The following is a 22,874-nucleotide window of genomic DNA, read 5'->3' as shown; positions in this document are numbered from 1 at the left end:
TCCATGAGCAAAATCATCCACCGCAGCCTTCGCGGCACCCTGCCATTCGCCGTCTCCGCGCAGGGGGTCTATCTCACGGATCGTGAGGGGAAGCAATACATCGACGGCTCCGGCGGCGCGGCGGTCTCGTGCCTCGGCCACGGACACCCGGATGTGCTGGCCGCGATGCACGCGCAGATCGACAAGGTCGCGTACGCGCACACCAGCTTCTTCACCACGGATGTCGCCGAGGAACTCGCGGACACGTTGATCGCGAAAGCCCCGCCCGGCATCGGCCACGTGTACTTCGTCTCCGGCGGCTCGGAGGCGATCGAGGCCGCGCTCAAGATGGCGCGCCAGTACTACGTCGAGACGGGTGAACCGGAGCGCTCCATCTTCATCGCACGCCGGCAGAGCTATCACGGCAACACGCTGGGAGCGCTCGCCGTCGGCGGCAACGAGTGGCGGCGGAAGCAATTCGCGCCGATCCTCATCGATGTCGGCCGCGTGTCGCCCTGCTACGAATATCGGGACCGCCGCGATGGCGAGACGCCGGAGCAATACAGCCAGCGCCTGGGTGACGAGCTCGAAGGCGAGATCCAGCGCATCGGGCCGCGCAAGATCATCGCGTTCATCGCGGAGCCCGTCGTGGGCGCCACGCTTGGTGCGGTGACGGCCACGCCGGGGTACTTCAAGCGCGTGCGCCAGATCTGCGATCGCTACGGCATCCTCTTCATCGCGGACGAGGTGATGTGCGGCATGGGCCGCACCGGCTCGCTCCACGCGGTGGACCAGGAAGGCGTGCGCCCGGACCTGATGGCGATCGCGAAGGGCCTCGGCGGCGGCTACCAGCCCATCGGCGCCGTGCTCGCGTCCTCGCGCATCGTCGAAGCCTTCCGCAAGGGCACCGGCATGTTCCAGCACGGACATACCTATATAGGGCACGCCACGGCGTGTGCCGCTGCGCTCGCTGTGCAAAAGGTCTTCGCACGCGACAAGCTGATCGAGCAGGTGCAGTCGCTCGGCGCGTACCTCGAGAAGCGCCTGCACGAGACCTTCATCAACAGTCCGTACGTGGGAGACCTTCGCGGCCGCGGCCTCTTCCGCGGCGTCGAACTGGTGGCCGACCGCGCCACGAAGAAGCCTTTCGACCCCGCGTTGAAGCTCCATGCGAAAGTGAAGAGCGAGGCCATGAACCAGGGCCTGCTCTGCTACCCCATGGGCGGCACCATCGACGGCGTGACCGGCGACCACGTGTTGCTCGCCCCGCCCTTCATCTGCACCGAGGCGCAAATCGACGAGATCGTCGACAAGCTCGCCCGGGCCATCGAGACCGGCACGCATGCCCTGAAGCACGCGGCCTAACTAGGAGCAGTCCAATGAAAAACCCCATCAAGACCCTGGCGCTTTGCGCCGCGCTCGGCGCTGCGTTCGTGATGCCCGATGCGTCGGCTCAGCAGAAATTCATCACCATCGGCACGGGCGGCGTCACCGGCGTGTACTACGCCGCGGGCGGCGCGATCTGCCGCCTCGTGAACAAGGACCGCGCGAAGCACGGCATCCGCTGCTCGGTCGAATCCACGGGCGGCTCGGTGTTCAACGTGAACACCATCAAGGCCGGCGAGCTCGACATGGGCACGACGCAGTCCGACGTCGCATACAACGCGGTGAAGGGCATCGCGCAGTTCAAGGACGGCGCCTTCGGCGACCTGCGCTCGATCATGAGCCTGCACCCGGAGCCGTTCACGGTGCTCGCCCGCAAGGAAGTGAACGCCAAGTCGTTGGCCGACTTCAAGGGCAAGAAGTTCAACGTCGGCAACCCGGGCTCCGGCACGCGGGCCTCGCTGGAAGAGCTGATCGCCGCGATGGGCTGGAAGCTCACAGACTTCTCGCTCGCCTCCGAGCTGAAGGCCGACGAGCACGGCGCGGCGCTCTGCGACGGCAAGATCGACGGCTTCTTCTACGGCGTGGGCCACCCGTCCGCGAACATCCAGGACCCGACGACCTCCTGCGGCGCGAAGCTCGTGTCCGTCACCGGCCCGGCCGTGGACAAGCTCGTTGCCGAGAAGCCCTACTACGCCTACGCCACGATCCCCGCGGGCCTGTATCCGAACAACCCGCAGGAGACGAAGACCTACGGCGTGCTCGCCACGCTCGTCACCTCCGCCAAGGTTCCGGATGAGCAGGTGTACGCGGTCGTGAAGGCGGTCTTCGACAACTTCGAGGAATTCAAGAAACTCCACCCGGCCCTCGCGAACCTGAAGCCCGAGGAGATGGTGAAGAACGGCCTGTCGGCCCCGCTGCATCCGGGCGCCGCCAAGTACTACAAAGAAAAAGGCTGGATCAAGTAACACCTCAATAAAGGGGTCAGACCACTTTATTCACGCGAATAAAGTGGTCTGACCCCTTTATTGATTTCCTGGGGAATGCACATGGCCGTAGAGCCGATTGCGGTGGCTGCATCGAGCGAGGAGCTCGACCAGCTGGTGAAGGAAGCCGACCTCGGCGGACGTGAACCGGTCGGCAAGGTCGGGGCCTTCTTCGCGATCGTCGCGGCGATGTGGTCGCTGTTCCAGGTCTGGTACGCCTCGCCGCTCCCGTTCGTCTTCGGCTTCGGCATCTTCAACGACACGGAAGCGCGCGCGATCCACCTCGCGTTCTCCGTCTTCCTCGCGTTCATCGCCTTTCCGGCATTCAAGAAGTCGTCGCGCACCGTCGTGCCCTGGACCGATTGGGTTCTCGCGGTCGTGGGCGGCTTCTGCGCGGCCTATCTCTTCCTCTTCTACAACGATCTCGCCACGCGTCCGGGCAAGCCCACGACGATGGACCTCGCGGTAGGCCTCACGGGCGTGATCATCATGCTGGAAGCCACGCGCCGCGCGATGGGCTTCGGCATGCTCATCACGACGGGGCTCTTCCTGCTCTACGTCTTCGCCGGGCCTTTCATGCCGGACGTGATCGCGCACAAGGGCGCCTCGCTCTCTCGCTTCGTCTCGCATTTCTGGCTCACGACGGAGGGCGTGTACGGCGTCGCGATCGGCGTCTCGGTCCAGTTCATCTTCCTCTTCGTGCTGTTCGGCACGCTGCTCGACCTCGCGGGCGCGGGCAACTACATGCTGCAGGTGTCGCTCGCCCTCCTCGGCCATTTGCGCGGCGGGCCGGCGAAGGTGGCCGTGGTCTCCTCGGCGCTGAACGGCGTGGTGTCGGGCTCGTCGGTCTCGAACGTCGTCTCCGGCGGCATCTTCACGATCCCACTGATGAAGCGCACCGGCTATTCGGGCGTGAAGGCCGGCGCCATCGAGGCCGCCTCGTCGATCAACGGGCAGATCATGCCGCCGGTGATGGGCGCCGCGGCTTTCCTGATGGTCGAGTACGTGGGCATCCCGTACACGGACATCATCAAGCACGCATTGCTGCCCGCGGTGATCTCGTACATCGCGCTCTTCTACATCGTCCACCTCGAGGCGCTGAAGTACGACCTGCAGCCGATCCCGCGCGGCTACGAGGTGACGTGGAAGGACCGCATCATCGGCTGGGGCATGGGCATCGCCGGCACGGTGATCGCGCTCGGCGCCGTCTGGTACTCGATCGTGGCCGTGCGCTGGGTCTTCGGCGAGAACGCCACCTGGGCACTTGCGATCCTCACGTTCGGCGCCTACCTGGGCCTGCTCGCCTATTCGTCGCGCTATCCGGACCTTCCGATCGACGAGCCGGGCGCCAAGCTCTTCAAGTTGCCGCGGCCGTGGCCCACCGTGCGCGCGGGCCTGCATTTCTTCATTCCCATCGTCGTGCTGCTCTGGTGCCTGATGGTGGAAGAGCTCTCGCCGGGCACGTCCGCCTTCTGGGCGACGGCCACCTCGATGGCGCTCGTGGTGATCCAGCCGCCGCTGGTGAACTTCTTCCGCAAGACGGGCACGATCGCCGCCGGCTTCAAGCAGGGCCTCGCCACGCTGTGGAAGGGCTTCGTGCTGGGCGCCCGCAACATGATCGGCATCGGTGTCGCGTGTGCCTCCGCGGGCCTCATCGTGGGCGCGATCACGCTCACCGGCATGGGCCTGATGATGACGGACTTCGTCGAGCTCATCTCCGCGGGCAACGTGTTGCTGATGCTCATCCTCACGGGCGTGATCTGCCTGCTCCTGGGCGCAGGCGTGCCGACCACCGCGAACTACATCCTGGTCGCCACGCTGATGGCGCCGGTGATCGTGGAGCTGGGCGCGCGAAGCGACCTCGTGATCCCGCTCATCGCCGTGCACCTCTTCGTCTTCTACTTCGGGATCATGGCGGACGTGACGCCGCCGGTGGGCCTCGCGTCCTACGCGGCCGCCGCGATCTCCGGCGCCGACCCCAACGCAACCGGCTGGCAGGCCACGTGGTACAGCATGAGGACGGCGCTGCTGCCGTTCGTCTTCATCTTCAACCCGCAGATCCTGCTGATCGGCGTGGCGACGTGGTGGGACATCTTCTTCGTGTGCCTCTCCGCCACCACGGCCTCGCTGCTCTTCGCGGCGGCGACGATGTTCTATTTCCGCACCAAGTGCACGATCCTCGAGGTGGTGCTGCTGCTCGCCGCGACGTTCCTGTTCTTCCGGCCCGACTACGTGGTCGACATGATCCAGCCCGAGTACGTGCCGGCCATACCGAGCCGCATCTACGAGGTGGCCGACAAGCTCGCCACCGACGAGTGGCTCGTAGTGTCCACGGCGGGCGAGAACATCGAGGGCAAGCAAGTCCGCAAGACCGTCGCCATCCCGATGGGCGAAGGCAAGGACGGCCGCGAGAAGATCAAGAATGCCGGCGTCACGCTCGCGCAGCTCGGCAACGAGCTCACGGTCGCCAACGTGAGGTTCGGCAGCCGCGCGAAGAAACTGGGCGTGGAACAGGGCTCGAAGATCGTCGAGCTGAAGCTGCCGAACCCGCAGCGCCCGTCGCCGCATTGGGTGTTCATCCCCGCGGCGCTGATCGCGTGGCTGGTGTGGTTCCTCCAGGGGCGGCGAATTCGAAGGGTCGCCGCCGCCTGATCGAGGCTCAGCGCCCTTCGTTCGACGCTTCCTGCACGTCGAGCAACTGGTCGACGATCGCCGCCTGGGCCGTCTTGCCGTCGTGCTCGAGCTCCACCGAGAGCCGCACGCCGAGGAAGAGACCGGTCTTGCGCGTCGCACCGTGACGCAAAAGGCAATACTGGTCGATGATCGGATCGCGCAGCCACTCGATCGCCGCCGGCACGTCGGTCACGCAGCGGGCGTGCGCCTCGCTTCGCATCCGTTCGAGGTCAAGCCTCGAGATCACCCGCGTCATGTCGTCCTGGGTCAGGCCGGCGAAGGCCGACGGGGCGACGAGCACGGACAGGCACAGCGACAACGCGGCGATACGCATCGGCAACTCCCGGGATGTGGGACACCCCCAGCTAACACCCTGCGAGGGAGGTCGGTCCTGAACGGGACCAACAACGATGCTTACCGGTGATTTGTGACAAAAGTCATTGCGGCGAGGCTGCGTTGCGCGCGGCGGCGATTCGCGCGGCCTGCGTGAAGAACAGGTCGTTGCCCACGATCGCAATGCCGTACGGGCGGTCGATCACGCCCGGTGCGGGTCCCGCCTGGAAGCCCAGGACTCCGCCCGTGCCGGCCACCGTGGAAACAACGCCGGCCGGCGACACCTTTCGGATCAGCGCGCTGCCGCCGTCGGCGACATACACGTTGCCGCGGGCGTCCACGGCCACCTGGTACGGGACGCGGAAGGTCGCAATCGACGGCGGGCCATCGACGTAGCCCGAGACGAAGGGCAAGCCGGCGACAGTCGTCACGATTCCCGTCGGCGTCACCTTGCGGATGGTGTTGCCCCCGGTGTCGCCCACGAAGAGATTTCCTGCCGCATCGATGGCGATGCCGACCGGATTGGCGAAGCGTGCCTCACGCCCGACGCCGTCGGCCTCGTACGACACGCCGGGCATTCCCGCGACCGCGGTGAGGTCGCCATCCGGAGTGAGCTTGCGAATCGTCGCGCGCCCCCCATCGGAAAAATAGAGGGAGCCCGCAGCGTCGACTGCGATGCCGGTGACATGCCGGATGTCCATATCCGATTGGTCGCTGCTCTTCACGACCGGGATCGGAGTGACGGTGCCGTCGGTCGCGATCTTCTGGAAAATCGAGACGGGGTTGCGCGTGCAGTCGCCGATCCCGGAGCAAAACTGGTTGTCGCCGACATACACGTTGCCCGCCGCGTCCGTCGCTATGGCCCCGGGATTGGCCACCACAACGAACAGCCGAACGATCGCGCCGGAGGGTGTGATCTTCGTGACGACGAACTCCAACCCGTTGCCCGTAGGTCCGAACGTGTACAAGTTTCCGGATCGATCCGCCGCCATGTGACGGCCATCGACCACGGCAACCGACTCCAGCGTCACGACGGGCGGTGGGGGTGGCGGCGGGCCGTCATTGCCGCCATCGCCCCCGCAACTCGACACGGCCACCGCCATGGTTGCCGCTGCAAGCCACTTCATCGAGGTGCGCGAGATCCCCATGGTTTGAAGACAGGCTGCGACGCGCGCGGTTCCTTCGTCCTACAAGGGCGTGCATGCGATAATTTCGCCCGCAGCGCCCCGGTAGCTCAGTGGATAGAGCAGCCCCCTCCTAAGGGGCAGGTCGCACGTTCGATTCGTGTTCGGGGCGCCAATAAATCAAATACTTACGACGAATGACGGTCCCGCCTCATCGGCGTAAGTGCGCGGTAAGTGCAATGCTAGAACCGCGCCACAAGAAGCAGAACTAGCCCGATCAAAAATCCAACGCTCGCCCAAACCGCAATCATCGTTCCCAAGGATTGGAAGGGCTTTTCATTCACATTGAATGCGCGGCGAAACCAATCGCCAATCGCTAGCGCTCGCGGGTAGATACGAACCCAACTAGTCGCGCTCATAAAAATGCCCATCCACAAGGTGGTAAAGAAGGTGGCATAGAAATTCACACCAATCGGTACGAGGTTGCCGCCCGTTTCCTTCCACTCGCCCTGCTTCACTCCCGCCGAATCAAAAAAAACCCACGTCATTTGTATGCCGGGGTTTGCCTTAAGGGAAAGGATGTCTAGGAAGTCTTGGAAGGTAATGAAGCTGAAGTTTAAGTTGGTGGAAATTGCTTTCCAGCTACTACCAAAATTCGGCAGATAGAACGGGAAGAACAACCAAACAACGTATGCGACAAGCGCGGTGGCTAGGAGTCCCAACAACGCGCTCAAGGCGATATCCGCAAGTACAAGTCCTACGAATTTTGTTGATGATGAGGTACGTGCTGCTGCACCGATGAGCGCCCTACTCTTGACGACAGAAAGGTAGTCGGGAATGACGTTCAATAGCGTTGCGAAGATGAGCCACAGGACTATCGCCAACAACAAACCCAATAGCGAGCCATCCCGCTTCACCAACACCACTGCAGCCTGCACGGCCTGATCCGGGCGGAACGCCGCCCAAGCCAAAAGCAACATGCTAAGAGCGACCACCGTAACAACAGACGAGCGAAGGAAAAAGCCAAAACTAAATGCACGGTAACCAAACAGCCTGTCAAATGTCTCGATGAACATCTTGGGCAGTCGATTGACCACCCGTTGCGGCGTGTCTCTATGAATCCAACGTATCCAATCGGTCCGCATGGCGGGAGAGGCGTCGGCCTCGGCCCTGTCAAACAGAAACCGAATGGCTCTGTACACCACGAACCAAAGACCCAAGTACGACGCTATCGAGAGGATTTCCGGTTCCATGCCTTGGTCGTGTCGTGAGGGGCCACGGAAAATTCAAAATACGTGCGCCGAGTTTCCGCTGCTATCCGCTAAAGACCCAATTCTCAGTCTCGATCAGCTTCACTAGCTGAATACATTGAATGCCCTCTCCCGCGCACACGTCAGGCACTTTGGGGGAGTTGAGCTTCCCCTTGTTTTCCTCTGACACCACGATAAGGCGCGGATCACGCATGCGCGCCACCGCAATCACGAAGGGGTCGGCAGCAGAGCGGCCCGTCGCAGTGTCCACAAGGCGCGGATACTTAGTCATGATTTCGGACACGTGCGATTGTTGGTCATCGTCAATGGGTAGAAAACAACCGGAGCGCTTCTTGCACCAATCGTGCAACTCATCATCTTTTTTCTTGAGCTCACGAAGCACCTCGGCGGAAGAAAACAGCCTTCCTTCCTCGCCGAGTTCGTGAAGGTACTTCCAAAAAAGCGGGAAGTTCCTAGGCGGATAGGTTCGCCGCCACGCATGAATCAGCGAGCTTGTGTCAATGCTGTAGGAGGGATTCGCCGCCACTTACGGGCCACCCACCATGCTCTCTAACTTCTCAACGTGCCTCGCGCGAATTCCGAGATAGCTCGATACGTCACTAAGCGACAAGCGATCTTGGTAGTAGCTCTCAAGAATTCGCCTAACGAGTGGTTGCCCGAGATTGGATAGAGCATCGCGCGGAGGATTCTTGGCAAACTGCTTCTTGCTCGCGCGCATCTTCGCCTTTTTCTCGCGCGTCCACGTCTCAAACGCTTTTTTGTATTGCTCGCGCTTCGTCGTGTAGAAACGCTGAGTGGTTAAGTTGAACGTGAGCATTCTCCGCACCACAACCTCTCTGCTCACGCCATATCGGTGCGACAGGTTCGTAATGTCCTCATCACTCCAACTCTCCGGGCCGGAGCGATGCGTGCGGATGATAGCCTCAGCAACAAATAGGTCACGCGGCATCAGCACTGCGGACGCAACGCGATTGCAGAAAACTTCTACGGCCAGGTCCTCGGGAGGGCGCGCAGCATCCACGTCAATTTCCGAAACTCCACTAACTCGCAACATCAGGTGCGCGAATTCGTGAAGCAGGCTGAACGTCCGTCGCCGAGGTGTATCCGAGCGGCTCACCACTATCGCGGGCATGGGCGATTCCGCGATCGCAAATCCTGAGGCCTCATCCGAAGAAACACGTTGAGCCTGAAAAACAAGCACGCCAATCTTTTCAATCCGGGCTCGCCACGTATTGAGTGCCGTGTACCCTTCCTTGTCGGAAGCCCAATGCGTCCTATCGTCCTCGGTGGCCCCTAGCAGTTCACGAATTTGCAGGCCAACTCTCTCAGGATCGTCGGCGAGCGTGGCGCGAGGCGTGAACGGCGGTGGTGGCTCGCCCGACTCTTCGGCAAGTTCAATCGCTAGCAGCCGCTGTTGGTGGGCGAGGCGAATCTCAAGCGCCAACTCATAGGACAGAGTGCGCATCCCTCTGCCGGGCATGCGCCTAAAGTCCTTCATCGGTTGGAATGAAAGCGGCGGCTCGGCGAGATAGAAAACGCCTAGCGGGCGCTTGTAGAGGTCCGCGAGGTTTTGAAGTTGCTTGACGGTGGGTGCGGCGGAATTCGCCTCCCACGCCTCAATAACTTCCGGCTTGACCTTAAGCCGTTTGGCAACAGCGCTCGGCGAGAGTCCGACGCTTTCCCGCGCCCAAATCAGTAATTGGCCCTTTACCCGGGCCCTCACGCGCGTAGCCATTAGCCATTATGTGGGCGGGGGATGCCAACCGCAAAGGACCCCCTCGGCCGTCAGACCTTTCCCCACCAATTCACGCCCCACGCGGATACACCCACAGCAGCGGCGGCGGCATCCGGGGTCCATCCGCGCCGTGTCAGCGAATCCTCGTTGAAAGCCCCACGAGTGATCATGCCGTAGCGCGGCGGCAATGCCGGGCCGAGCAGTTCACCCGGCGTAGCAATGTCTCGCCCGAGCGGCCGGGCAATGGTCGGCACGCGGCCGCCGCTCGGCAGAACCTGCACGAAGAGAGGGAGGTTTATCGGTGCTGCCACGTCACCTCACCATGCGCGCGCGGCTGTCTCCACACTCTCGCGCGAAACGCAGGCCGCGCTTACCGTGCCGTCCTCGCGGTACAGGTCAAAGCAATCCGGCACCGCGCTTGGGCGGACGATGAAGCCCGCGCGTCGAGCAGCGGCAACAACTTCGGCGGGCAGCGGGTCCGTGGTGAGGTTCATGGTGTCCGACTCCTCTGAAATGGGATGCTTGTTGATGATGGTCACGGGAATCACACGGCTAGCGCTCATGCCGCCACTCCCGCAATGCGCAAAAATGTTGCCGCCGGTGGCAGGCAATGCGGCACCTGAGCACGCGCATTGCGCAAGAGCCTTCCCGCAAGCTCGGGCGGGCAAACGGCGGAAACGGGGATGGCTAGCGGGCCGTGGAACCGTACCGCCCACGAGGTGAGCAGCTTGTGCAACTCCCCGATGCGGTGGCCGTAGAGGGTGAGCCAATCAAAGGCCACCGCTCCCATGACGAATTGATCAATCGCGGAAATGTCCCCGGCAAGCTTGCAGTCAACCTCTGACATTTGCTCACGTTGGCGGCCCTCGAGAATTGCCATCCCGATTTGCTCGCGGCTCCGAAAAAATCCCAACGGGCCGCACGCGCAACACTGAAGCACGCGCCGCTTTTCCTGTGCACTTAGTTCCCTCGTGTACGCGGGCTTCATAAACGTGAAGGCCACATGAGCGTTCCCCATGGGGTCATCATCCTCAAAGTGGATATGCGCCTTCACGAGTGCGCTAGACACCCCGGGCATTGTGGCGAGGGCCGCGGCGGCATCAACGATGTGCAGCACTTCGTGCGTAGAGCTCAAGTGCCTCATGGCGAGCCTCCCGCGTCCAACTCGGCGAGCCACGGCGCGGGCGTGCTCGTGCGCGCGTCAACAAGCGCCGAGCGTTTATGCGCAATCGTGTAGAGCCAACTGCGCAGGCCCGCGATGGACTCATCAATGCGCAAGCCTTCCACGGTCTTGATGAGATTTGCCGCGCGATCGGTGCGGTTCACCTGCTTTTCTATTTCCGCGAATCTCTCGCGCAGCACAGTGCCGAGGTTGTCGTAGATTCTTCGCTCCATATCGTTCATGCGAGTTCCTCCGCAATGAGTGCAGTGATTCGCGCCACTAGCTCACGCCCAACGCGCTGCTCTTCGGCGCGCCGGTCTTTGTTGGCATCACAACTTGCGAGCAGGACGCACGCCAATGCATCGGCGCTGTTGCGTGCGGGCGTGCCCTCGGGAGCGTTGCGATCCGCTACCGGGCCGAAGGCCAGGTTGCGGTCTATCGTGGGCGGCAGCAGGCCTGCACGCGCAGCCACGCGCAACGTCATGCCCACATCCGAGCACCGAGTAAGCGCCGGGTGAAGGGTCCACGCCGCAACGCGGCCTGCCTCGTGCGTGGCATCCCATGCGGCTTCGCGTGCGGTGAGTACCTTGCCGGTAGCAGCGCTCAACTCTTCCCCGAGTTCATCAAGGCTCGCCACTTCGTGATCCGGTGCGGCGCGCCGAACGGCATCACGGCGCAGGCGCAGGTCACGCGCCTCGCGCACGGCATCGTGCCGAAGCTCGCACCCGGCATCGCCATCAAGGGCCCGCCGCATATCAACGAGGGTCGCGTGCACATCGTCCAACGCCTTCGCGGCGCGCGCGGCGTCCACGAGCGCATGGCAGCCCTCAACAAGCGTGCGCGTGATTTGCGCCGAGTCATCCATTTCATCAAGCGCGGCAAAGCGCGTGCGCGCGTGCTTGGCGATGGCAATAGGCGCGGCGCACCCCACGGTGCGCACCTGTCCTGAAACGGTGAAGGTGGGAATCCTCATGCTTGATCCTCCCGGTTGATGGTTGATTGCGCGCGCTCGCGCAGTGCAATGGCGCGCTGCCGTAGCGTTTCCTCGTGCGACATGGCGGCCCACTCGTCTAGCAAGTCGTCCGGCGCATCTAGCAGCAGGCTCGCCACGAGAAAGCGCTTGTGATCAAACTTGCGCAGACGGATGCGGGCAAGCTCGGCATAGGCACGGCGCTGCTCGGGTTCGTCCTTTGGCGGCATCGGTCCGCCCATGATTTGCCCAACCTCGGCGGCGGTGAAACCGTGGGAGGTGATTTCATTGCTCATGTGTACCTCGCTTCCCCTCATCGTTGAGTTGACTGACCCAATCCACCGGTGGATGCGTAGCGCTAGCGGGGTGCTGCAAGTCACCGCCCCGGAAGTGCGCCTCCAACGTGGCACAGTTGCGAATGACGCGCGCGTCTAGCGTGGGTAGAGCGCGCATCGCACGAAGGCACGCAATCTGCGCTGACGTTAGGGAAACGAGGCTCCGCGTGAGCGGATGTGCCGAACCGTCAGGACAGACTGCGCCACGCAATGCCAATTCACGGGCGAGGTGGTCAATGGCTAACGTGATCGTTGCGGCGGTCGCGGCGAGTGCGCGCGCGCCAGGGCGCGAGCGTTCATCACCCGGCAGGCTCCCGAGATAGGCGGCCGACAAGCGCGCGTGCTCCACGGTGGCGGGCTCGGTGAGCGGTAGCGCGAGCGCATGCGCCTGCTTGATGTGCTCAAGGTCGCGGGCCACCCCTGTGGTGCTGCGTTGCCGGGCAGTCATGGAGCACCCGCGCGCGGCACTTGGTGAGATTCACCACCTCGGGCACGGTCATCGGCGGGGATCGGAGTTGCCGCTTTCGCGCCTCGATAGGTTATTCGTGGGCGGGCCCCGCTCGTTGGGCGAGGCGCTGCACTTTTGCGGGAACCCCCCACCGTGCCTGCCTGCCCCGGCCTCAGCAACAGTGCAACAGTAGCAACGGTTGGAATGCCCAACACTTCCCGCAACGTGCATTCACGTACTACGCGCGCGCGTATATCTACAATAATCACATTCTCACTAGTTTCTAGAAATCTACTGTTGCTACTGTTGCTACAGTCGGCAACGGTTCCGATTTCATCTACCGTTGCCCACGGTAGCCAACTGTTGTAACCGCGATGGCACCACAGCAGCGGGGCGCTTGCGAAGGAGCCTAGTGTTGCTGCACTGTTGCGGGACCGTGCCCGATCACTCGGCATCGCCGCCCTCGCTGTCGAGGATGAACCCGCGCTGTTGCTTGCCCTTCCCGCTCGGGTTATCCACCCAACCTCGGCCGTATCCCAAGGTCCGCATCACGGCGGTCAGGCGCTTCCCGGTGTAGCCGCCTGTTTGCCGCTCGGCCGGGATGCCCAACGCCCGGTAGAGCGCGTTGTTGGTGATTTCCGTAGGCAACTCGCCCGGGTTCGCCTGTGAGTCGCGCAAGCGCTCATCCAATGCATCAACCCACGGGTCAGGTGCTGTGTGCTCGGCCTGCTTGCCCTCCGCACCGGCCACCGTGTGCCACGTGTCGGGTAGTCCTTGCTTCACAAGGGCATACGCTTCGGCGAAGCATGCCAACCTCAAAGCCCGCGCAACGTCCAAGGCAAATGGGCGCTTGCACTGCACCGGAAACCATCGGCGATTGCCCGACGTGTCCATTAAGAATTGCTTTTCATTGGTGGTGCCCATCATCACGCACGTGCGTGGCACCGCAACCGTGGTCTTGCCGTATGGCTTGCGATAGTTGTCTGTCGGCCGCGTGAGCACCGCCTTGGTGTTCTCTAGCTCCGCGCGTGAATGCCCGCTCAACTCATCAAGCTCAACGAGTATTTTGCCGCGCAGCGAGAGACACCAATCCTTTGAGCCAATATCGCCGAGGCCCACGGCCCCGTAATACTCACCGCCCACGATGCGCGCGAGCGATGACTTGCCGATTCCCTGCGGGCCCACGAGCGTGATGATGCTGTCCACCTGCGCGCCGGGATGCACCATGCGTAGCGCCATGCCGAGCCAAAAATACTTGCTCACGCCTTGCAAGTAGTCCGTGGCCTCAAGGTCGCACACGTCCGCGAGGAATCGCGGCGTGCGCTCGGTGCCATCGTGGGGCAACGTGGCGAGCCAATCGGCCGCCGAGTTAAAGGGGTCGGCGGTGGCAGCCATCATTGCGGCCTCTTGCACTAAGGGCGTGGTGACTTTCATGAACGGGCGGCGCGCCTCTATCACCGCGCTTTGCAGTGCCACCGTGATTTCCGAAAAGGCACTTTCGCCCTGCAAAGGCTTGCCGTTCCAAACCACCTCACCGGTGAAGCGATCCTCCCTCAACTCGCCGATGCCACCGGCCGCGATGAAGGTGCGCACGTTGGTGAGATTCGGAAGGATGTTGCGCCTTCCATCAACGAGGTACGGGCCGACAGTGCCGGGTTCCGCATCGCGTGCCGCCGCGATCACGTTGCGTGCAGTGTGTGCATTGGTGTGCGTTGAAGGAAGCGGGGGGACAGGCTCGGCCTGCTCGATCCGCGCGCGCACCTCGGCGGGCGTAGCACCCTCAATGATCCAATCCGCCGCGTCATAACCGTCCTGTGAATCCTCAGGCCCGGGAAGCGCTAGGCGCCCCTGCACGGCACGCGCCGCTTCCATGGGTACAGACAAGTCACCCCTGTCCGCAAAGATCACGATGGCCGCGTTTGGTGCGAAATGGCGGGCAATTAGTGCGCCTTCGGGCATCGTGACGCGCGAGCCCGAAACCAACACCGGCATGCCGCTCGCCTCGTTGATCGCGCACGCGGTAGCGAAGCCCTCGGCCACGCACACGGTGTGCGCTCCGCTCAACTCGCCCACGATGCACACCGAGCCCTTGGCCTTGGCACCGGCAAGGAATCGTTTGGTGCCGTCCGCTGCGATGTATTGGAGCGTTTGCAGTTGCCGCTCACGGTTGTGATACGGCACCACGAGCCACCCGGTGGCGTTCACGCGCGCACCATGCGTGCCGATTTTCTTGCGCGTTGTGTACGGATGCACGTGCACCTCTTGGCACGCATCCCACACAGGGCGCGGGTCCGTGGGCGGCGGTTCCTCTTTCGGTAGCGGCGCGCTCGCCCTGGCGTGCGCGTTGCGCACACCGCTCGCACCGTTACCACCGTGCGCACGCTCGGGGTCCCATCCGGAATCCCGCGCCATCATGAAGAGCGTGGCCGAGGTGACACCGCCCGCCATGGGCTTCGCGTTTCGGTATGCGGCTATCGCATCGGCGCGGTTGAAGTTCGCGCCCTGCTCACACCACTTGAGAAATTCATCCTCACCAACGCCCGCGTCTTTGCACGCGCAACACACCTTGAACCACGGTTCACGCGGCATGCCCGCGTCCAACGAATAGAGAGCGGAAATGGCCCTAACGCTTGCGGATAGGCCCACGGGTGGACTAGCCTTGGACTGCTCGCGGTGCTCCATTGGGGAAGTCCTACCCCGCCTCAGAGGTGTGGCGGGGTTTTTATTTCCGGTGGGTCTGCAATGGGCAGAAGGCCCGTGATTGGCGCGCGCACCGTGTTGAACGCATTGCCGAGTCGTGGCGGCAGTTGAATACGCAGCAGGCCGTCGCGCGAGCGCTTCAAGCTTCGGCGTAGTTGCCGCGAGGTCATCAGCTTGTTGAGCGCGGGGCCTTTCACGCGGCCTCCCGAAGCTTTCGCGCCACGTAGGCGTCAATGCTGTCGGCCAAAATCTTGCGCCGCTTGCCCGCCCTCCAACTTTTCACCTCGCCATCCTTGAGGGCGTTGTACAGGTGAGTGCGGCTGTTGAACGCGCCCGTTTCAAGTGCTTCTTCAACGGTGAGCGCGATGCGGCGCGGGCGCGAGGGTGACTTCAGCTTGGTGTGCATGACGCTTCCCGTGTGAGTGCGTCTCACCGTGTTTCGGTGTACGCAGGGACTCACACGGTACCAAGCAGCGACAGAAAAACGCCAATTGAAAGTGCCACGTGCGAAGGTTGCAACGTGATGCGGTGCTATGCGGTGTGATGCGATGTGCTGCGGATTGCTAACTCGCAAAATCCGCGATTGAGAAAACTAATGGGGTGCAAGCACCCCTTCCCTCATCGGCCGCCGCGCTTGTGTCCATCAAGCAACGCCACGGCCTTGGCGGCCTGCTCATCCGCGAGGTGCGCATATCGCATCGTCTGCGAAACGTTGCCGTGCCCCAACAACTTCTGCACCACGTAGACGCTTCCGCCGCGTTGCACGATGCTGCTAGCGAAGTCGTGCCGCAGGTCGTGAATGCGCACGTTTTCCACACCGCTCATTTTCTTGATCGTTTTCCAAGCCGTCTTTATGGACTTGATGGGCTCGCCATCGCACTGAAACACAAGCCCGGTCGTGCGATTGGTGAGGGCCCGCCACGTGGTGAGTACCTTCAGCGCCTCATCATTCAACTGAATGATTCTTCCGCGCCCGGCCTTTGCCTTTTCACCCACTACAGTAATCGTGCGCGTGGTTAGGTTCACCGCTTGCCATTCCAACTTGACAACCTCGCCATAGCGCATGCCTGTGTTGAGCAGCACGAGCACCATTGGCATTACGTGATCTGCAACCATGGGAAGCTCGGGATAACGGCGCTCGCGCCGCCACTTGTTCGCACTCGCACGCTCGCGCGCTTGTTGGCGGTCCCGGTCTGAAAGCGCCTTGCGAATAGCGGCTTTCTCCTGCGTGGTGAGGTAGCGCTCCACGTTGCCTTGCGGCACGTTGGGCGCTTTCCACGTGTCGAAGGGAGACACCTTCAGGTGCTTGCGCTCTACCGCGAAGCGAAGTGCGCCTTGCAATTGATTTGCCTCTCGCGCGATGGTGGCGGCCTTCACGCCATCCTCCCGGCGTCCACGCACCCACGCATCAAGCTCACGCGAGGTGATGCGGTCAAGCTTTGTGCTCAACAGGTCAGCGAAACTGCGGCGCAAATCCTCGGCGGTGCGCTTGCCGCGCCGATGCTCGTGCTCCACGAAGGGCTCATAAACATCCGCGATGAATTTTTCCAACGTGATGGCGCGCACGGGCATCACCGCCTCAACGCCCTCGCCCATCACCTTCACGGAGAGTCTTTTCGCGGCCTCCGCTGCCATCGCAGGGGTTACGGTGCCCACGCGGCCGATGCGCACGCGCTTGCCGCGCGCCACTTCCACGTAATAGGTGCGCACGCCACTCGGTTGGACGCGCAGAATCAACCCATCCTCAAACCTCAACTCTTGCGGCTTGTCACCGGCTTTCGCCTCCTTCACCGCCGTCTTGTTGATCTTCAACGCCATTGCCGTGGACCCTTTTCCGTAAGTGCACCGTAAGTGCAGAATGGCGTACATACTAGCACTTACCGGGACACAACCGGACGCAGCTTGCTCACATCTTCACTATGAAACCGGCGGCTCAGAGCGAATCGGTAAGTGCATAAAACCCTCTCCTAAGGGGCAGGTCGCACGTTCGATTCGTGTTCGGGGCGCCACTCTCATACGCAGGAGCGCGCACCGTGGAGAGTCCTTTGCACACCGACCCGATTGCCGCCGCTGCCGACCGGCCGTGGCGCCGGCGCCTGCTCATCACCTTGGTTGTCGGGCCGGTCGTCGTGCTTCCGTTCTACGCGTCCATTTCGTACCACTACAGCAGCAGGACGCGCAACGAGATCGCATCGATCCTCTACGACCTCGGCCCGTGGCGCCTCGAAGTCGAGCGCGCGCTGCTCGGCCAGGGGACGATGCCCCCACCGCCGGCCGCGAACGGCTTGCGTTCCGTCGCGATGGATACGAACGGGATCGTCCACATCACGCTGGGCGAGCGCCACGACCGTGCGGTGGTCCATCTCACGCCCGTCGCATCGGGCGCCGGCATCGCGTGGAAATGCGCGGCCCCCGCCGTCCCCGACGGCAAGTTGCTGGCGCCCTGCCGCAAGGACGACAGCCGCTTCCTGTTCACGCCATAGCCGCGGCCCCATGCCACCACTTTCCGTCCACCTCATCGACGGCACCTACGAGCTGTACCGCCAGTTCTATGGGCGCCTGCGCTTCGAGAAGAACGGCCCTGCACCCCTCGGCGCCGTCGCCGGCGTGCTGCACTCGATCCTCGAGATGATGGAAAAGGGCGCGACCCATGTCGGCGTCGGCACCGACCACGTCATCGAATCGTTTCGGAACGCGCTCTGGCCGGACTACAAGACCGGCGAGGGCATCGAGCCGGCGTTGCGGAAGCAATTCGCCCCGCTGGAGCACGCGCTCGACGCGATGGGAGTTACCGTCTGGCCCATGGTGGAACTGGAGGCGGACGACGCGCTCGCGTCGGCAGCGCACTTGGCGGCTGCAGATGAGAGCGTCGGGCAGGTCTGCATCTGGACGCCGGACAAGGATCTCGCGCAGTGCGTGCAAGGCAGCCGGGTGGTGCAGGTGCTGCGCAAGGCGAACACGATCCTCGATGCCGCCGGTGTGCGCGCGAAGTACGGCGTCGATCCCGAGCGCATTCCGGACTTCCTCGCGCTGGTCGGCGACACCGCGGACGGCTATCCCGGGATCGAAGGCATCGGACGCGTTGGAGCCGCACGGCTCATCGCGAAGCATGGAGCCCTCGAGGACTTTCCGCCCGACGTGTTGGGAGGGAACCGGGAACAGGCACTCCTGTTCAAGAAGCTCGCGACGTTGCGGCGCGATGCGCGCTTGTTCGACAACGTGGACGAGTTGCGCTGGCGCGGACCCACCGATGCGTTTGCCGCGATGGCGGAAAAGATCGGCGATCCGAAGCTGTTCGAGCGATGCTGCAAGGCGGCGGCACGATAGCCAGTGCTTATTTGACGGGTTCTGACGAGAGGCGCGGCTTCCCCAGGAAGTAGTGTCCGGCTGGGCATCCCTCCGAGTCCGTCCTCGACGTGTGCTCGACGTGGTCCTGGGGGCCATGGGCAACCTTCTGCTTGTGCACCCTGACGGCACCGTGGCAATACAAGCAGCGGACGTGCTGGGGCGCGGCGTCGAAGACCTTCGTGACAGGCACCGAAGTCCAGCGCCATACCCTCCTCTCCCCGACGAGGAATTGCTTCTTCACTTCGCATTCGAACATGTGGTCAGGCATGAGGGGCCGATCTGTCCCTGTGACGTGCCGCACACCCGTTCAGGGTCTGCTCTGCTACCGTTGGCAAGACGATACCGTCGGCGAGCACGAGATGTAGTAATACCACTTGGCGCCCGAAAAGTGGGAGATCGCTTCCGCAAAGAGCGCTCGCCGAGGTCCCCAGCTAAGGGCCGGGCACAAAAACGCCGTCGACCTTGTCCTTGCGCACCTTGTCCCAGGCGAAGATCCGCGCGTTCATCGCCACGTAAACGCCGGCCGCCAGGGTTTGGGCGCTCGCCAGTGCAAACCCCAGGTTGAACAAGGCGTCGGAACCCTGGACCGCGTAGGGAATCATCGCGCCGGTGAAGACGATGACCTTGCCGAGCTTTGCCTCACCCACCACTCGGGCCGTCTCGGCCATCGTGTCCGTTCCGTGGATCACGACGATCGCCTGCTCGGGCGCTGCACGGCATGCCTCCAGCACACGCACGCGATCCTCGGCGGTCATGTGGAGGCTGTCGATCAGTTGGTTGACCTCGATGGCGATCGGGATCGTCGATCGCGCCTGCTCCAGGATCGCAGGCAAGTGCGTCGAGCCAAAGGTCAGCTCGCCCTTGATCGCGTCGTACTGCTTGTCGAACGTGCCGCCCGTAACGATGATTCGCGATGCCGTCATGGCTCGGACTAGAAGGACAAGCGCGAAAGCACGTGCGAGCCGCGATGCCCTTCGACGTCATACGTGAAGGTCACGTTGTCGCCCGCGAACCGCAGCTCGAAGGAACCCACGTCGGTGGCCTTGAACTGCGAGGCATCGTACGAACCCGTCAGCCAGGCCGAGCTCCTCGTGCGGTAGACGCGGCCCGCATACGTGTCGGGCGCCGTCCATGTCCCATCGGGCATCGCGAACCACGTACGGTTGCCCGCCGCGTCGTACGTGTACCAGACGGAGAACAGGACGGAGTCGCGCTGGTGGATCGCGAGGCCCCAGCCGTTCTGGCTCGGGCCGGCCCACCACATGTCGCTCACGTCGGGATAGGTGGCACTACCGGGCCGGCCGAATTCGTGACGCATCACGGGTACGGTGAATATCGGCTTGAAGACCTGCCCTTCCAGCGCGCTGATCGTCAGTTGCGACATCCCTCCGGCACCGAATTCCTCCAGGGAAACCGTGCCGATGTCCGGACCTACCGCGAAGCGTGCGGGATCATAGGCGAAGTACGGCGAGCCCGTCGGGAGGTATCGAAGCCCCGCGCCTCGACGCGAGGTCGGCGCGAAGAACCCATCCGCTCCCTGCACCAAGTGCCAGGTCGGCGCGCCCGTATCGTCATAGACGAACAGCGCACCGAAAATCGCGGTGCCGTGCTGCGCATAGCTCAGGCCCCACCCATTCTGCTCGGGACCTCCCCACCACATGTCATGAAAGGTTTTCCCTACGCCGAAGGCCGCAAACACTCGAATGATTCCATCAGGGAACGGGCTGGCATTGGTATCGGCTCCTTGCCCGTCGATCATGGTCGTCTCGAGGGTGCGCCGATCGATCACCCGGGTGTAGAAGGGCTTCCAGAACTTCGTTTCGGTCAGGAAGGTATTGCCGTAGGTGTAGATGCTCCCGCGCGCCGGCAAATCCTCGGGGAGCTCGATGCGCACGATCGGCGGCGTCGCGTTGGGCCTGCAATCGATCTCGAAGGCCACGGCAAAGCCGACCTGGCGAACATCCGCGGGAAGCGCGGCAATGTCCGGATTCGAAGAAGAGCCGGGCTCGATCCGCCGTGCGTTCGAGATCGAGCACGGTGGGGCATTGGGGTGTTCCTGGTATGCCCGCACGCGCGTCACCGCGCCTGAAGCCGAAGCGATCGCGACGGTGCCGCTCCCGTTTCCTCCCGAGGGGGGTGGCGACGGTGGACGCACCTTCTGCGTCATCTGGATCACGTGCGGCGGGGAGTTGTTCTCGGAATTGAAATTGAGGCGAAGCCGATAGCTGCCCGGCGTATTCGAGCGGTTCTTCCCGCGAATGGTGTAGCGGCCCTCGGAATCCGTCTTGAACAGGAGCCCTTCCGTGATCACCTCCGAATCGACGCCGTCGGGCACGACGCTGATGGTGTTGCCGCCCAGCGTGCGTCCAAGCCTGTCCGTGATCTGGACCGGGATCTCGAAGGTTTCCCCGAAGTACGACTCCACCGAGAACGGCGTGATCATGACGTCCGCCCCGCGATAGATCACGATGCGGAAGGTCGCGGAGACGGTCGGATCGCTCGACAGCCAGGCCGTAGCCTCGCAAGTACCCGGCTGGGAACTCACACCTCCCATGGAGGGCGAGCTTGCGCGGCCGTTGGCATCGGTCAGGGCGCCGATATTGGGTCCGGTGAAACCCGGGCACGAGCCCGAAGAGAAATCGACGAGGACCCCGGCCTTCGGCCGGCCGCCGTCCAGCACGGTCACCGAGAACGGCCCCGAGATCCCGTAGTTCACGGGAAGCGAGTTGACCGGCTCGTTCATCCGGATCGACATCAAGGCCGATGCCACGCAAGGGGCGCACGCCAGGGCCAGGAACGCGAAGAGGGATCGCATGGCCCTCATCTTACGAAAAATATCGAACATCGGTCGCATGCCCGGACGTCGTAGTATTCGACGGGAATCTCCTCTTCGGCCGCGGCTGAACCGGCGCAGGTGAAAAGGATCAGAAAACAGTGGGCCGTCGTCTTCATGTGGCCGCCAATCTGAACGAAGTCGAAACCGAAGGCAATCCGGCCGAACCGCATGACGACGCTGAGAACCATCGCCGCGCTGGGAGCGTTCGCCGCCTTCACCGCGGCCGCCGAACCCGTGATCCGAATCGAGCCCGGCCCCGTCGTGCTCGATGGCAACGCCATCCATCTTTCGATCGCCGGAGTTCCACCGCGCAGCGAGGTCACGCTTTCCGCGCAACGCTGGTTTGCGCCGGTATCGACCCAGCGCCCGCGGCCCCGCCTGTTTCGATCGGAGGCGGTGTTCAAGGCCGACGACGACGGTCGTGTCGATCTCCGCACGGCGCCTTCGTTGAGGGGCACCTACGTCGGAGCCGATCCCCGTGGCCCGTTCTGGTCGATGCAGCCCTTGGCGGGAGTCGAACGTGCGGAGCCGGGGTCCGTGGACACGAGCGAAGTCCGGTTCGAGCTGCACATCGCAACGAAACAACAAGCCACGTCCCGCGTCCGTCTCGTGCCTTCACTGCCGGAAGTGCTGACGATCGCCGTCGACTCCCTGCCGGGCGCGGTATTCGCCACCCTTCCTGGCACGAAGAAGCGCCCGGCCATCGTGGTCATCGGCGGCTCGGAAGGCGGCTCGCTCGTGACGACCGCCGCCGCCCCGCTGGCATCGCACGGTTTCGCAGTGCTCGCGCTGCCCGTGTTCTCCCCACCGGACTCACGCACGGGTACGCGCGAGATCCCCGCTCTTCCGGCCGAGTGGGCCGACATGCCCGTGGAAACGCTCGATCGCGCGCGGGCATGGCTCGCGACGCGTCCCGAAGTCGATTCAAAGCGAATCGCCCTGCATGGCACGTCGATGGGCGCGCTGCTCGTGCTGCTTGGAGCCGCGCATCTCGAGTGGCCGGCGGCGGTCGTTGCCAGCGTCCCTTCCGACCTCGTGTGGGATGGCTGGGGGCCCGGTGTCGAGCTCGGCACGCGCTCGACATTCTCGCTGCGAGGAAAGCCGCTGCCGTTCGTGCCGCTGGTCGGCTACGAGGAGGAGTTGAAGGGCTTCGAGCGGCAGGAGCCGGTCATCCTTCGCCGGACGTTTGAACAAGGACGGGCCAAGTATCCGGACCGCGTGGCGCCGGCACGGGTGCCCGTGGAACGCATCCGCGTGCCCCTCCTCGTGATCGGCGCGGACGACGACCAGATGTGGCCCTCCGGTGCGATGGCGCGGAACATCGTCGAGAGCCGCAAGGCCGCGGGATTGCAAACGGAGGCGTTGATCTTCCGCGACGCAGGCCATTCGCTCTACGACACCGGCTATGCGCCCACGACGACTTACAACACCGGATTGCGGAAGACCGGCGGAACACCCGAAGCGAATGCGCGGGCGCAAGCCGAGGCCTGGACGCGCACGATCGAATTCCTGCGCCGTGCGCTCGGCGGGACGCCCTGACAAACTACGCGGCAACTAGTGGAGGTCCCCAATGCACGCAGGAAAATGTTTG

The 22,874-nt window shown here is 63.4% G+C and carries 23 protein-coding genes and 1 tRNA gene; 7 read left to right on the top strand and 17 right to left on the bottom strand.

The window, feature by feature from the left end; all coding sequences use genetic code 11:
- Positions 1-3: 3 nt before the first annotated feature.
- The 3 genes from DSM104443_RS08995 (at position 4) to DSM104443_RS08985 (ending at position 5,000) form a co-directional block, all read left to right on the top strand.
- Positions 4-1,344, top strand: a complete 1,341-nt coding sequence (locus DSM104443_RS08995) for an aspartate aminotransferase family protein (RefSeq protein WP_171091434.1) — start codon at positions 4-6, stop codon at positions 1,342-1,344.
- Between the two features lie 14 nt (positions 1,345-1,358).
- Positions 1,359-2,330: a TAXI family TRAP transporter solute-binding subunit gene (locus tag DSM104443_RS08990; RefSeq protein WP_171091432.1), complete on the top strand. Its 972-nt coding sequence runs from the start codon at positions 1,359-1,361 to the stop codon at positions 2,328-2,330.
- 81 nt (positions 2,331-2,411) lie between these two features.
- Positions 2,412-5,000 (top strand): TRAP transporter permease, encoded by a 2,589-nt coding sequence (locus DSM104443_RS08985; RefSeq protein ID WP_171091430.1) that lies wholly within the window; start codon positions 2,412-2,414, stop codon positions 4,998-5,000.
- Between the two features lie 7 nt (positions 5,001-5,007).
- Here DSM104443_RS08985 and DSM104443_RS08980 read toward each other — a convergent pair whose 3' ends face one another.
- Together DSM104443_RS08980 and DSM104443_RS08975 are read right to left on the bottom strand one after the other, a co-directional pair.
- On the bottom strand, positions 5,008-5,355 hold the full coding sequence (locus DSM104443_RS08980; RefSeq protein ID WP_171091428.1) for a hypothetical protein: 348 nt from the start codon (positions 5,353-5,355) through the stop codon (positions 5,008-5,010).
- Between the two features lie 103 nt (positions 5,356-5,458).
- On the bottom strand, positions 5,459-6,502 hold the full coding sequence (locus DSM104443_RS08975; protein WP_171091427.1) for an NHL repeat-containing protein: 1,044 nt from the start codon (positions 6,500-6,502) through the stop codon (positions 5,459-5,461).
- Positions 6,503-6,577: 75 nt separating this feature from the next.
- Here DSM104443_RS08975 and DSM104443_RS08970 point away from each other — a divergent pair.
- A tRNA-Arg gene (locus DSM104443_RS08970) sits at positions 6,578-6,653 on the top strand.
- Between the two features lie 67 nt (positions 6,654-6,720).
- Here DSM104443_RS08970 and DSM104443_RS08965 read toward each other — a convergent pair.
- From DSM104443_RS08965 to DSM104443_RS08905, 13 genes are all read right to left on the bottom strand, one after another.
- Positions 6,721-7,731, bottom strand: coding sequence for a hypothetical protein (locus DSM104443_RS08965; protein ID WP_171091426.1), 1,011 nt, complete (start codon positions 7,729-7,731; stop codon positions 6,721-6,723).
- Positions 7,732-7,792: 61 nt separating this feature from the next.
- A complete protein-coding gene (locus tag DSM104443_RS08960; RefSeq protein WP_171091425.1) occupies positions 7,793-8,275 on the bottom strand; it encodes a DUF4411 family protein in 483 nt (160 codons plus the stop codon).
- Positions 8,276-9,484, bottom strand: coding sequence for an XRE family transcriptional regulator (locus DSM104443_RS08955; RefSeq protein ID WP_171091422.1), 1,209 nt, complete (start codon positions 9,482-9,484; stop codon positions 8,276-8,278). It abuts the gene before it with no gap.
- A 50-nt stretch (positions 9,485-9,534) separates the two neighbouring features.
- Positions 9,535-9,795: a hypothetical protein gene (locus tag DSM104443_RS08950; protein WP_171091415.1), complete on the bottom strand. Its 261-nt coding sequence runs from the start codon at positions 9,793-9,795 to the stop codon at positions 9,535-9,537.
- A 6-nt stretch (positions 9,796-9,801) separates the two neighbouring features.
- Complete coding sequence (locus tag DSM104443_RS08945; protein ID WP_171091413.1) at positions 9,802-10,023, bottom strand: hypothetical protein; 222 nt, start codon at positions 10,021-10,023, stop codon at positions 9,802-9,804.
- A gap of 20 nt (positions 10,024-10,043) precedes the next feature.
- On the bottom strand, positions 10,044-10,601 hold the full coding sequence (locus DSM104443_RS08940; protein WP_171091411.1) for a hypothetical protein: 558 nt from the start codon (positions 10,599-10,601) through the stop codon (positions 10,044-10,046).
- A gap of 23 nt (positions 10,602-10,624) precedes the next feature.
- On the bottom strand, positions 10,625-10,888 hold the full coding sequence (locus DSM104443_RS08935) for a hypothetical protein (protein WP_171091409.1): 264 nt from the start codon (positions 10,886-10,888) through the stop codon (positions 10,625-10,627).
- The gene (locus DSM104443_RS08930) at positions 10,885-11,619 is read right to left on the bottom strand and encodes a hypothetical protein (protein ID WP_171091407.1); all 735 of its coding nucleotides are present in this window, start codon (positions 11,617-11,619) and stop codon (positions 10,885-10,887) included. The genes DSM104443_RS08935 and DSM104443_RS08930 overlap by 4 nt, the downstream gene beginning before the upstream one ends.
- On the bottom strand, positions 11,616-11,912 hold the full coding sequence (locus DSM104443_RS08925) for a hypothetical protein (protein WP_171091406.1): 297 nt from the start codon (positions 11,910-11,912) through the stop codon (positions 11,616-11,618). The genes DSM104443_RS08930 and DSM104443_RS08925 overlap by 4 nt, the downstream gene beginning before the upstream one ends.
- 931 nt (positions 11,913-12,843) lie before the next feature.
- Entirely contained in the window at positions 12,844-14,988 is a 2,145-nt protein-coding gene (locus DSM104443_RS08920) for a VapE domain-containing protein (RefSeq protein WP_171091404.1), read from the bottom strand.
- A gap of 113 nt (positions 14,989-15,101) precedes the next feature.
- The gene (locus DSM104443_RS08915; protein WP_171091402.1) at positions 15,102-15,296 is read right to left on the bottom strand and encodes a hypothetical protein; all 195 of its coding nucleotides are present in this window, start codon (positions 15,294-15,296) and stop codon (positions 15,102-15,104) included.
- Entirely contained in the window at positions 15,293-15,505 is a 213-nt protein-coding gene (locus tag DSM104443_RS08910; RefSeq protein WP_171091400.1) for a MerR family transcriptional regulator, read from the bottom strand. The genes DSM104443_RS08915 and DSM104443_RS08910 overlap by 4 nt, the downstream gene beginning before the upstream one ends.
- A gap of 212 nt (positions 15,506-15,717) precedes the next feature.
- Entirely contained in the window at positions 15,718-16,917 is a 1,200-nt protein-coding gene (locus tag DSM104443_RS08905; RefSeq protein ID WP_171091397.1) for a site-specific integrase, read from the bottom strand.
- 215 nt (positions 16,918-17,132) lie between these two features.
- Here DSM104443_RS08905 and DSM104443_RS08900 point away from each other — a divergent pair, with 215 nt between their 5' ends.
- A complete protein-coding gene (locus tag DSM104443_RS08900; protein ID WP_171091395.1) occupies positions 17,133-17,582 on the top strand; it encodes a hypothetical protein in 450 nt (149 codons plus the stop codon).
- Between the two features lie 10 nt (positions 17,583-17,592).
- Positions 17,593-18,426, top strand: coding sequence for a 5'-3' exonuclease (locus DSM104443_RS08895; RefSeq protein ID WP_171091393.1), 834 nt, complete (start codon positions 17,593-17,595; stop codon positions 18,424-18,426).
- A 452-nt stretch (positions 18,427-18,878) separates the two neighbouring features.
- On the opposite strand, the gene DSM104443_RS08890 is transcribed toward DSM104443_RS08895, so the two are convergent.
- Together DSM104443_RS08890 and DSM104443_RS08885 are read right to left on the bottom strand one after the other, a co-directional pair.
- Positions 18,879-19,370, bottom strand: a complete 492-nt coding sequence (locus tag DSM104443_RS08890) for an asparaginase domain-containing protein (RefSeq protein ID WP_171091391.1) — start codon at positions 19,368-19,370, stop codon at positions 18,879-18,881.
- A gap of 8 nt (positions 19,371-19,378) precedes the next feature.
- Positions 19,379-21,262: a hypothetical protein gene (locus DSM104443_RS08885; protein WP_171091390.1), complete on the bottom strand. Its 1,884-nt coding sequence runs from the start codon at positions 21,260-21,262 to the stop codon at positions 19,379-19,381.
- A 189-nt stretch (positions 21,263-21,451) separates the two neighbouring features.
- Here DSM104443_RS08885 and DSM104443_RS08880 point away from each other — a divergent pair, with 189 nt between their 5' ends.
- Positions 21,452-22,822: an acyl-CoA thioesterase/bile acid-CoA:amino acid N-acyltransferase family protein gene (locus tag DSM104443_RS08880; RefSeq protein WP_171091388.1), complete on the top strand. Its 1,371-nt coding sequence runs from the start codon at positions 21,452-21,454 to the stop codon at positions 22,820-22,822.
- The last annotated feature ends 52 nt before the right edge of the window (positions 22,823-22,874 follow it).

Source organism: Usitatibacter rugosus, from assembly GCF_013003965.1.
Classification (GTDB): Bacteria; Pseudomonadota; Gammaproteobacteria; order Burkholderiales; family Usitatibacteraceae; genus Usitatibacter; species Usitatibacter rugosus.
The sequence above is the reverse complement of the archived record's forward strand: the minus strand, read 5'-3'. Positions and strand labels throughout refer to the sequence as shown.

Coding starts and splice junctions, on each gene's coding strand:
- DSM104443_RS08980 (WP_171091428.1), bottom strand. CDS start 5,355: ATGCGTATCGCCGCGTTGTCGCTGTGCCTGTCCGTGCTCGTCGCCCCG.
- DSM104443_RS08895 (WP_171091393.1), top strand. CDS start 17,593: ATGCCACCACTTTCCGTCCACCTCATCGACGGCACCTACGAGCTGTAC.
- DSM104443_RS08925 (WP_171091406.1), bottom strand. CDS start 11,912: ATGAGCAATGAAATCACCTCCCACGGTTTCACCGCCGCCGAGGTTGGG.
- DSM104443_RS08890 (WP_171091391.1), bottom strand. CDS start 19,370: ATGACGGCATCGCGAATCATCGTTACGGGCGGCACGTTCGACAAGCAG.
- DSM104443_RS08910 (WP_171091400.1), bottom strand. CDS start 15,505: ATGCACACCAAGCTGAAGTCACCCTCGCGCCCGCGCCGCATCGCGCTC.
- DSM104443_RS08995 (WP_171091434.1), top strand. CDS start 4: ATGAGCAAAATCATCCACCGCAGCCTTCGCGGCACCCTGCCATTCGCC.
- DSM104443_RS08975 (WP_171091427.1), bottom strand. CDS start 6,502: ATGGGGATCTCGCGCACCTCGATGAAGTGGCTTGCAGCGGCAACCATG.
- DSM104443_RS08955 (WP_171091422.1), bottom strand. CDS start 9,484: ATGGCTACGCGCGTGAGGGCCCGGGTAAAGGGCCAATTACTGATTTGG.
- DSM104443_RS08990 (WP_171091432.1), top strand. CDS start 1,359: ATGAAAAACCCCATCAAGACCCTGGCGCTTTGCGCCGCGCTCGGCGCT.
- DSM104443_RS08930 (WP_171091407.1), bottom strand. CDS start 11,619: ATGAGGATTCCCACCTTCACCGTTTCAGGACAGGTGCGCACCGTGGGG.
- DSM104443_RS08935 (WP_171091409.1), bottom strand. CDS start 10,888: ATGAACGATATGGAGCGAAGAATCTACGACAACCTCGGCACTGTGCTG.
- DSM104443_RS08920 (WP_171091404.1), bottom strand. CDS start 14,988: ATGCCGCGTGAACCGTGGTTCAAGGTGTGTTGCGCGTGCAAAGACGCG.
- DSM104443_RS08880 (WP_171091388.1), top strand. CDS start 21,452: ATGACGACGCTGAGAACCATCGCCGCGCTGGGAGCGTTCGCCGCCTTC.
- DSM104443_RS08965 (WP_171091426.1), bottom strand. CDS start 7,731: ATGGAACCGGAAATCCTCTCGATAGCGTCGTACTTGGGTCTTTGGTTC.
- DSM104443_RS08885 (WP_171091390.1), bottom strand. CDS start 21,262: ATGCGATCCCTCTTCGCGTTCCTGGCCCTGGCGTGCGCCCCTTGCGTG.
- DSM104443_RS08985 (WP_171091430.1), top strand. CDS start 2,412: ATGGCCGTAGAGCCGATTGCGGTGGCTGCATCGAGCGAGGAGCTCGAC.
- DSM104443_RS08905 (WP_171091397.1), bottom strand. CDS start 16,917: ATGGCGTTGAAGATCAACAAGACGGCGGTGAAGGAGGCGAAAGCCGGT.